The sequence below is a fragment of the bacterium genome (genome assembly GCA_016873475.1).
GTDB lineage: Bacteria > Krumholzibacteriota > Krumholzibacteriia > JACNKJ01 > JACNKJ01 > VGXI01.
Genome location: VGXI01000123.1, coordinates 1 through 9,576, shown reverse-complemented (window position 1 = coordinate 9,576; position 9,576 = coordinate 1). Strand labels below are relative to the sequence as shown.

Annotated in this window: 7 protein-coding genes and 1 riboswitch; all 7 genes read right to left on the bottom strand. The window is 72.3% G+C overall.

Annotated elements, in window-relative coordinates; all coding sequences use genetic code 11:
- Positions 1-2,757, bottom strand: a 2,757-nt coding sequence (locus tag FJ251_10385) for a hypothetical protein (GenBank protein MBM4118127.1), incomplete at its 3' end; no start/stop codon positions are given.
- Between the two features lie 192 nt (positions 2,758-2,949).
- The gene (locus FJ251_10380; GenBank protein MBM4118126.1) at positions 2,950-5,877 is read right to left on the bottom strand and encodes a T9SS type A sorting domain-containing protein; all 2,928 of its coding nucleotides are present in this window, start codon (positions 5,875-5,877) and stop codon (positions 2,950-2,952) included.
- A 337-nt stretch (positions 5,878-6,214) separates the two neighbouring features.
- Positions 6,215-6,865: a DNA-binding protein gene (locus FJ251_10375; protein ID MBM4118125.1), complete on the bottom strand. Its 651-nt coding sequence runs from the start codon at positions 6,863-6,865 to the stop codon at positions 6,215-6,217.
- 25 nt (positions 6,866-6,890) lie between these two features.
- Positions 6,891-7,529, bottom strand: coding sequence for an MBL fold metallo-hydrolase (locus FJ251_10370; GenBank protein MBM4118124.1), 639 nt, complete (start codon positions 7,527-7,529; stop codon positions 6,891-6,893).
- Positions 7,530-8,531, bottom strand: a complete 1,002-nt coding sequence (moaA, locus tag FJ251_10365; GenBank protein MBM4118123.1) for a GTP 3',8-cyclase MoaA — start codon at positions 8,529-8,531, stop codon at positions 7,530-7,532.
- Positions 8,520-8,644, bottom strand: a riboswitch (molybdenum cofactor riboswitch). (Overlaps the previous gene by 12 nt.)
- Positions 8,645-8,691: 47 nt before the next feature.
- Positions 8,692-8,976, bottom strand: a complete 285-nt coding sequence (locus tag FJ251_10360) for a hypothetical protein (protein ID MBM4118122.1) — start codon at positions 8,974-8,976, stop codon at positions 8,692-8,694.
- A 9-nt stretch (positions 8,977-8,985) separates the two neighbouring features.
- Positions 8,986-9,576 (bottom strand): hypothetical protein (locus FJ251_10355; GenBank protein MBM4118121.1); only part of this gene is annotated, 591 nt, incomplete at its 5' end.

The following is a 9,576-nucleotide window of genomic DNA, read 5'->3' as shown; positions in this document are numbered from 1 at the left end:
GGGGCGGGCGTCGTAGACCGCCAGGCGGGCCGGCCCGGCCGCCGGCAGGCTGTAGCGGATCTCGGTCAGCGGGTTGAAGGGATTGGGCCGGTTCTGTTCCAGGCGGACCGGGAAGGCGATCTCCAGGCCGTCCCCCACGCCGGTCAGGTCGTCGAAGCTGGCGAGGATCGCGAGGTCGTCGAGGGCGGCCTCCACCTCGTTGACGGCCCCGAAGTCCTCGGCCGTGACCTTGATGCGCAGCAAGGCGGGCGCGCCGAAGAGCGCGGCGAGGTCGTGGGTCACGCTCTCCCAGCCGGGGCTGCCGTTCGGGTCGTGCTCGACGCGCAGCCAGGTCGCGCCGCCGTCGTTGGAGAGCCAGACGTCGAACTCGTCGTTCGTGCTGTCGGTGACGAACCACTTCCAGTAGCGCAGCGCGGCGCTCACCGCGCCGGTGAGGTCGAAGACCGGCGAGAGCAGCGTGGTGCGGCCGGTGTCGACGTCGTTCGCCTGGCCCGTCACCCAGCAGAGCGTACCGGCAGGGGTATGGTCGTCCTCGGGCTGGGCAGCGCTGCCGATGGGATCGACGTGCACCCAGGCGCTGCTCGCCGCGGCCCCGTCGTTGCCATCGGGGTTCACGGTCCAGCCGGCGGCCGATTCGAGCGGGTCGATCAGCCAGGCCACCATGAAGCTGTGGAAGGCCGCCGGGGCGCCGTCCGGCTCGCTGCCCACGGTGCCGATCGCGTCGGCCGCGGTCAGGTAGTAGTCGATCTGCGCGCTCTCCTGGGCGGGGATGCTCGCGCTGTAGCTGTCGCCGCCGTCGTGCGCCATCGCCACCGCGGTCCAGGCGCCGCCGTCCTTGCGCCAGTGGAGGGTCACGCTGCTCGCCTCGATCGGCGCGTAGGTGGAGACGACCTGGGTCGTCACCGGGTAGGGATTGGCCGTGTCCATCGTGTCGCCGACCGGCGTGTGCGCGAAGAGCACGCCGATCAGGCGCTCGGGGCAGGTGAAGCCGTGATTCTCGGCGGCCGCGCAGAAGCTGTCGTAGTGCGGCGTGCCGTCCTCCAAGTTGTCGTTGTCGTCATCGGCGAAGAAGGTGGCGAAGACCTGGTCCGGCTGCGTGGTCGGCAGCAGCAGGACGCGGCCGAAGTGCCAGCGTTCGGCCGAGGCGACGGTGCCCGGCGCGTTCCAGGCAGCGCCGCCGCCGAGCTCCGCCTGCAGCAGGACCATCGCGTCCCAGTTGAAGCCGGCGATCACGCGGCCCGCGGAGTGGATCGGCTGGCCGATCACGTCGGCCGGGTACTGCAGGGTGTTCAGCGAGTTGCGGATGCCGCTCGCGCAGTTGCCCGTGTAGAAGCCGCGGCCGATCACGGGGTCCTGCGTGATCAGGTTGCCGAGGATGTCGCTGTTGCCCTCGCCGAGCCCCTGCTCGCCCTGGTAGCCGAGGATGGCCGCCTGCACGCCGTGCCCGAATTCGTGGTGGACGACCTGCTGCAGCTCGCCCGTGTTCGCGAAGCCGCCGCCGGCGGCGCAGAAGTTGATCGTGCCGTCCCACCAGGCGTTGCCCGGGCAGTAGCCGTCCGCGCGATTGACGTAGGCATTGATGCGCGTGTTCGGGTAGGCGAAGCCGGGATCGAAGAGTGCGAAGAAGTCGTGGACGTCGTTGACGGCGTCGAAGGTGTCGCGCTCGTCCTGACGCGCGTTCAAGTCCGTGAAGCTCACCGTCAGCGGCAGGTTCTCCAGGACGGTGCCGCTGAAGAGGGCGTTGGCGCCGGGGAAGTTGTCGACGCTCACGTAGGGTCCGAAGAGATCGGCGGTGACGGCCCGCGGTCCCCCGCTGCCGGCCAGGGTCCAGTTGCCCGCCGCATCGCTGTTCGTGCTGCCCAGGCCCGAGACGTTGATGCGCAGGTAGGGAATCGCCACCTGGCTCTCGCCGTCGCACCAGCCGTAGACCTGCGCGCCCATCGCGGTGCCGCCGCCGTAGGCGAAGTGGATGTCGTTCAGGCGCTGGAGGATCTCGCCCGTGTGCGCGTCGACGTCCGTCACCCACTTGCCGAGGGGCTCGGCGGTGCGCACGGTGAGGCGCCAGACGAGGTGGTGCTCGACGGCGGTTTCGCTGAGCGCCACGGGCAGCACCAGCAGGCGCGGCTTCTCGGTGACGGCGTCAGTGGCCGCGTCGAAGGGCAGCGCGCCGATGGCGATCGCCTCGGCCGCGGCGGCGCCGAGGCTCGGCGCCATGGCGAGCGGGATCTCGGCGAAGCAATCCGAGCCCAGCAGGAGCAGCTTGCCGCTCTCCGAGATCGCCACGCGCAGCCGCGCGCCCGCGACGTCGATGCCGCCGACCGTCTGCTGGAAGTGCGCGACCCACTTGCCCAGCGCATGCGGCGCAGCCACCAGGCGCAGCTCCGCGTTGTCCGCCCCCAGCACGTCGGCATTGGCGGCGATCACCGTGCGCGCGAGGCTCTCGAGCGCCGCCGCATCGCCCACGCTCGCGGCGAGCGGCACGGCGGGACCGTAGGCGTGCCGCGGCGTCCCGCTCAGATTGTTCCAGGCGTAGACGCTCCAGCGGCCGCCATAGCGCGCTTCCAGGGTTTGCGCCGCCTGCAGCATGCCGACATCCCGGCCGAAGCTCTGCCCGCCCAAGGTGTCGTAGGCCGGCAGCCGGATCTCGTAGAGATCGTTCTGGCTGGCGGGGGTGAAGGCCGCCGCCGCGCCGGTCAGCCCGGCGAGCGCGAGGGCGAGGGCGATCAGCCGAGTCGTGAACTTCGCGAGTTGCAGCATCGAACACCTCTCGTGATGGACTGCCGCCGGCGCGCCGGCGGGACCTTGCCACGGGCAGTAATCCCGCGGCGGGAGACCTGCGCAGCCTCCCAGGAGAAGCGCTGCCGCCGCCGGGACACCGGCAGGCCTTCTGCCGAGCGCCTTCGTAGCGGCGCGAGGCGGGAGGCCTGCCGGTGCAGCCCGGCGGCTGCATCACTTGATCAGAAGCATGCGACGCGCCTGCGTGCCGGCGGCGGTCTCCAGACGATAGAAGTACATGCCGCTGGCCACGGGACGGCCCGCCTCGTCGCGGCCGTCCCACTGGAAGACCTGCTGCCCGGCGCCGAACTCGCCGGCCGCCAGCGTGCGCAGGCGGCGGCCCTGAGCGTCGAGCACCTCCAGGCGCGCGCGCCCGGGCATCGCCAGATTGAAGCGGATCTCGGTCACCGGGTTGAAGGGGTTGGGTACGTTCTGATCGAGGAGCGGCGGCAGCGTGACCTCGAGGCCGTCGCCGACGCCGGTGGTCTCCCAGATCGCGAGGAGCGTGAGATCGTCCAGGCCGCCCTCGACGAGGTTGTCCGCGCCGAGGTCGAAGACCTGGAAGCGGAAGGCCATCTGCGCGGGCACGGGGAAGAGGTTCAGCAAGTTGACGGTGATCGGCACCCAGGCGTTCGTGGCGTTGGTGTTCTGCTCGAGGTTGTACCAGCTCGAGCCGCCGTTGTTGGAGGCTTGGGCCTGCCAGAAGTCACTGGCGTCGGCTCCGGCCATGTTGTCCGAGAACCACTTCCAGTAGCGCAGGGTCACCGTCGTTGCACCGTTGAGGTCGTAGACCGGGCTGCGCAGCGTGACCCAGCCGGCATCGACGTCGCCGGCGCCAGCGGGATCGCCGGGCGTGTGCTGGCCCGTGACCCAGCAGCGCGCGCCCTGCGCGGAGTGGTCGTTCTCGGGCTGGGCGATCGTCCCGACCGGATCGACGCAGACCCAGGCACCGGCAGGGTTGCTGCCACCCGCGATCTCGGTGGCCCAGCCGGTCTCGCTCTCGCCGCTGTCGAGCCGCCAGGCGATGATGAAGTCGTAGGGCGCGGCCGGGCCGGCCAGCGGCAGCGTGGCCATGGCGCCGGTGACATCCTCGGCGGTGAGGTAGTACTGCGGGGTGCCCACCGGCTGCGGCGGGATCTCGGCGCCGTAGGCGCTGCCGCCGATGCCCGTGGGCGCCATCGTCAGGGTTTGCCAGGCCTCGCCCGGGTGGCGCCAGTGGAGTTTGACGCCGCCGGCCGCAATGGCGCCGTTCGTCGAGCTGGCCGTGGCCACGACGCCGATCGGCAGCGGCGTCTCCTCGCTGTCCTGCACGGGCGCGTGGCCGATCAGGACGCCGGTTTCGAGCGGTGGGCACTCGAAGCCGTGATTGAGGGCGCCGCCGCAGTAGGCGTAGTAATCGGGCGTGCCGTTCGTGAGATCGCCGTCGTCGTCATCGGCGAGGAAGGTGGCGAAGACCTGGTCGGGCTGCGTCGTCGGATGCATGAGGACACGCCCGTAGTGCCAGGTGCTGGCCGCGCGCTCGGTGCCCTCGGCCACGCCGTAGGCGTCCTGCAGGGCCACCATCGCGTCCCAGTGGAAGCCGGCGATCACCTGGCCAGCGTAGTGGATCGGTTGACCGACGACGTCGCCCGGGTAGGCGAGGTTGTTGTCCGAGTTGCGGATGCCGCCCGCACAGTTGCTCGTGTAGAAGCCGCGGCCGATGATCGACTCCTGCGTGATCAGGTTGGCGAGCACGTCCGAGTTGCCCTCGCCGAGCCCCTGGTTGCCCTGCCAGCCGAGGATGGCCGCCTGCACGCCGTGACCGAATTCGTGGTGAACGACGCCCTGGATCTCGCCCGTGTTCGCGAAGTTGCCCGAGCCAGCGCAGAAGTTGATGCTGCCGTCCCACCAGGCATTGCCCGGGCAGTAGCCGTCGCTGCGGCTGACGTAGGCGTTGATGCTGCTGTTCGCGTAGCCGAACTCCGGCGCGAAGGTCTGGAAGAAGTCGTGGATGTCGTTGACCGAGTCGAAGACGTCGCGCTCGTCCGCTTGCGAGTTGCCGTCGGTGAAGCTCACGGTGAGCGGCACGTCGGCGGAGGCGCTGCCGCTGAAGAAGGCCTCGACCCCGGCGAAATTGTCGACGACGTGCACGTAGGGCCCCTGCAGGTCGCAGCTCACGGTGCGGGGCAGGCCCGTGCCGGCGATGCTCCAGGCGCCGGCCGCGTTGCTGGTCGTGCTGCCCAGTCCCGAGACGTCGATGCTGAGATAGGGCATCGGCGCGAGGACCTCGCCGTCGCACCAGGTGATCGGCTGCGTGCTGCTCTCGGTCGTGCCGCCGTAGGCGAAGTGGATGTCGTTGTAGCGCCAGAGCAACGCGCCGTCGTGAGCGTCGACGTGCGTGACCCAGACGCCGAGCGGGTCGGCGGTGCGCAGGCGCAGGCGCCAGGCGAGGTGCAGGTCGGCGCCGCCGCTGGCGCGCGGGACGGGCAGCACGAGCAGCGCCGGCGCGCCCTCGAGCGCGCTCGCCGCGGGCAGGGCAGCGGCGGCGATGGCCTCTGCCGCGGCCGCGTCGAGCGCCGGCTCGGGATCGAGCGCGATCTCGGCGAAGAGGTCGGCGCTCATGAACATCAGGCGCCCGTCATCGGCGAAGCCGAGGCGGGCCCTGGCCTGCCAGACCTCGAGGCCCTGCCAGGTCTGCTGGAAGTGGGCCACCCACTTGCCGCGGGCCTGCGGCGCCGCGCTGAGGACCAGCTCGCCCGGCGCAACGGGGAAGAGCGCGGGCTGCGCGGCCATCACGCTGCGCGCGAGCTGCTCGAGTGCGGCGGCGTCGGCCGGCGCGGCGCCCGCAGCGAAGCTCGGCCCGACGGCGAGGTGCGCGCTGCCCGTGACGCGGTTCCAGGCCGTGACGCGCCAGGGCAGGCCGAGGCTCGCCTGGAGCTGCTGCTCGGCCGCGCGGGCCGCGATCTCGCTGGCGTAGTCGCTGGCCAGCATGGCGTCCTCGAGGCCGAGGGGGATCTCGAGGGCCAGCTGGTCGACCGGCTGGATGGCGAGGGCCAACGCGGGCAGGGCGAGCAGGCAGAGCGCCAGGCGCAGCGCGAGCGCGCGGGAGGCGGCAGCGGGCATGGGGAGTTCCTTCCTTGAGCGAGTGGCGACGGGCAGCAACGGCAAGCGACCGCAGGGCGCGGTCGCTTGGCTGTCCGAATTGTAACCGATCAGGGCCCCCGCTGGCCACGATGGATTGCGCCGCCGCCGTTCAGGATCCGGATACTCGAAACCCTTCGCCGGACCTGCGCGAGCCGGGGCCCCGCCGCCTGCGCGACCCGGAAGGCGCCGCTGATCCCTTCCGCGAGCGACTCTGATGCCGCAGGCACTCCGGTGTTGCGCGGGTAGCGCCGCTGAGACCCTTCTGCGAGCGACTTCGAAGCGGAGCGAGCGGAAGGGTCCCAGCGGCGCAATCGGTTCAGCGCCGCAAGAGCTTGAAGGCGTGGCCCCACTCGTTCCGCAGGAAGCCGGGGATGCACCAGAGCATGCACAGCGGCTCGATCGCCCGCGCGGCGACGGCGCCCCCCATGTCGGCCGCCTCCCAGCCGAAGGCGTCGAGCAGGGCAGTCACCTCGGCCTTGGCCGCCGCATCCTCGCCGCAGATGAACATCGTCGGCCGCGTGCCGCCGAAGTCGGGGTTCACCATGTGCGCGTTGCCGACTGAGCTGAAGGCCTTCACGAAGCGCGCGGCCGGCACCTGCCGCTGGAGCTGCTCCATCAGCGAGCTGCCCAGCGTCGTCGTGAAGCGCAGCACGCCGCCCTCGGGCGGGGCGTCGGCGATCGGATTGCAGGCATCGATGACGACCTTGCCCGCCAGGTTTGCCGCGCCCGCCAGCTCCAGCGCGGCCGCGGCCGCGCCGCCCTTGACCGCGAGCACGACAAGCCCGCCGTGCCGCGCCGCCTCGGCGAAGCTGCCGAGCCTGGCGCCCTTGCCGGCGCCCTTCGCCCACTCGGCCAGCTTCGCCGTGTCGCGCGTGCCGACCATCACCTCGAAACCGTGCTTGATGAGTCCCGCGGCCAGGACCTGGGCGACGATGCCCGAGCCCAGCACGCCTGCCGTCTTCGCCATGCTTCTCTCCTTGGGGTCGAAGCTTCTAGCGCCGCCAGCCGAGCAGGAAGGGATTCGTCGCCGCCTCCTCGGCCAGAGTGCTGTCGGGCCCGTGGCCGCTGTGGACCACCGTGCCCCCCGGCAACGGCTCCACGAGCCGCGTGAAGATCGAGTCCATCAAAGTGTCGAGGTCGCCGCCCGGCAGGTCCGTGCGGCCGATGGAGCCGGCGAACAGCGTGTCGCCGGCGAAGAGATGCCCGCCGGCCAGCAGCGAGCAGCCGCCCGGCGAGTGCCCGGGCGTGTGGATCACCTGCACGCTGAGCGCGCCGACGGGGATCGTCTCCCCGTCCGTAAGCGGCGGCGCCCCCAGCGGCGGCTTCGCGAAGGGCGGCAGGCCGAACAGCGCCGCCGCTTCGTCCGCGTGCTCGACGAGGAAGCGATCGGCCGCATGCAGGCGGAAGGGGACGGCGAGCGCCGCCGCCAGCTCGGCCGCGCCGGCGATGTGATCGATGTGCCCGTGCGTGTTGACGATGGCCGTGACGCGCAGGCCGAGCGCCGCCACGCGCGCGAGCACGCGCCCGTTCTCGCCGCCCGGGTCGATCACGATCGCGGCGCCGCCGGGCGCCTCGGCGAGCAGCCAGGTGTTCTCCTGGAAGGGCCCGACGGTGAAGCACTCGACGATCATCTAGCCCCCCACGCGCACCAGCGAGAAGAGGTCGCCGTCGTCCCACTCCTCGAGGCGGTGGTGCTCGGGCTTGCGCAGGATCGCCGTGCGCAGCGCGGCCTCGATGGCGCCGGCCCAGTCGCCCGCGGCGAGCAGGTGGCGCAGCGGCAGGTTCGCCGCGCCGAAGAGGCAGTTGCGCAGCTCGCCCCGGTGCGTGAGGCGCACGCGGTTGCAGTGCGTGCAGAACTTGGGGTTGAGGGGATCGATGATGCCCACCTTGAGGCCGTCCGCGGCGCGGCGGTAGTGACGGGCGGGGCCGTCCGCGATGCCCCGCGGGAGCAGCTCCCAGTCGCCGTGCTCGGCGAGCAGGGCGAGCAGGGCCTCGCCGCCGAGGTGGCGGGCGCCGTAGCTCTCGCGGGCGACCGCGAGCGGCATCAGCTCGATGAAGCGCAGCTCGAGCTGCTCGCGCGCGGCGAGCGCGAGCAGCTCGCCGATCTCGCCATCGTTCACGCCGCGCATCGGCACGGTGTTGAGCTTGATCGGCGTCAGGCCGGCCGCGCGGGCAGCGGCGATGCCCGCGAGCACGCGAGCGAGGGCGTCGCGGCCGGCGATGCCCGCGAAGCGCGCGCGGTCGAGGGTGTCCAGGCTCACGTTGACGCGCCTCAGCCCCGCGCGAGCGAGCGGCGCGGCGAGCGGCGCCAGGAACATGCCGTGCGTGGACAGCGACAGGTCCTCCAGGCCGCCCAGGCGCGCGAGGCGCTCGACGATCTCGACCAGATCCTGCCGCAGCGTGGGCTCGCCGCCCGTGAGGCGGAGCTTGCGCACGCCGAGGGAGACGAAGACTGAGACAAGGCGCTCGATCTCGGCCGGCGTCATCTCGTCGCGGGGGCCCTCGGGCAGCACCGGGCCGTGGGGCTGGCAGTAGCTGCAGCGGAAGTTGCAATAGGGGGTGACCGACAGGCGGACGTAGCGGATGCGGCGGCCGAAGGGGTCCACCAGGGGTGGGCGTTCGCTCGAGGGCACGGGGCTCCTTTCCAAGCACGGGAGGCGCCGCCGTTTCCCGCGGCACCCTGTCGGCCTCGAGCCCTTTGCCGCGCGCGGCAGGCAGACCCTTCGGCTCGGAACCTGTGCACAGGATAGGTGGCACGGCGGACGGGGTCAATCCCGGCGATGGCGCCAGGAATCAGCGCCAGTGCCCCGGCAGCCAGATCCAGCCGCGCGGTCGCTTCAGCCAGCGGCCGTCCTCCCACTCCGCCCCCGGGGGCGCCTGGACCCAGCGGCCGGGGGTCCAGGCGTAGCGGCGACCCGTCCACTCCCAGTGGCCGGGCAGCCAGGTGTACTCGGGGCCGGGCGCGGGCGGCGGCACCTCGACCGCGAGGCGCGGCGGCGGCGCCGGCACCAGGGCCTGGCGCGCGCAGGCGCCACCAGCGAGGGCAAACAGGAGCAGCGCGGCGGCGAGTCTGGGCATGGGCGTCCCCTAGACCGGCAGGCCCCGCCAGGCCGCTGGCAATTCGAGCTGCGTCGCGCCGACGAAGCGCGCGAGATCGGCGAGGCTCCCGGCGAGGCCGGCGTCGAGCCGCGCGTCGCGCGCCACGCCGGCTTCAAGCCCGATCGCGTGAATCGAGAGCCGACCCTGCGCGCGGTCGAGGCGCGGATCGAGCCGGCCGACGAGGCGCCCCTCGTGCAGGATGGGCATCACGTAGTAGCCGAAGCTGCGCTTGGCCGGCGGCGTGTAGATCTCCACGCGGTAGCGGAAGTCCAGCAGCTCCTCCGCGCGGCGGCGCTGCCAGAGCAGCGAGTCGAAGGGGCAGATCAGGGTCGTGCCCCGCGGCGCCGGCGCCGCGCGCGCGGCCTCGAGGTCCGCGGGCAGTACGTAGGCCGTCTCCTTGAAGCCCGGCACCTGGACCGCGACGATCCGCTTCGCGCGCAGCAGCGCCGCCAGCACCGCTGCGCGCTCGGGCGCCATGAGGCGCGGCGCCGACAGGTAGTGGTCCAGATGCCGCGCCGTGGCGACGCCGTTCGCGCCGAGGCCGATCAGCGCCCAGCTCTCGGCGTGGGCGCGCCGGCT

Excerpts from the sequence above, each read along its gene's own strand:
- FJ251_10380 (MBM4118126.1), bottom strand. The coding sequence starts at position 5,877 with ATGCCCGCTGCCGCCTCCCGCGCGCTCGCGCTGCGCCTGGCGCTCTGC.
- FJ251_10375 (MBM4118125.1), bottom strand. The coding sequence starts at position 6,865 with ATGGCGAAGACGGCAGGCGTGCTGGGCTCGGGCATCGTCGCCCAGGTC.
- FJ251_10370 (MBM4118124.1), bottom strand. The coding sequence starts at position 7,529 with ATGATCGTCGAGTGCTTCACCGTCGGGCCCTTCCAGGAGAACACCTGG.
- FJ251_10360 (MBM4118122.1), bottom strand. The coding sequence starts at position 8,976 with ATGCCCAGACTCGCCGCCGCGCTGCTCCTGTTTGCCCTCGCTGGTGGC.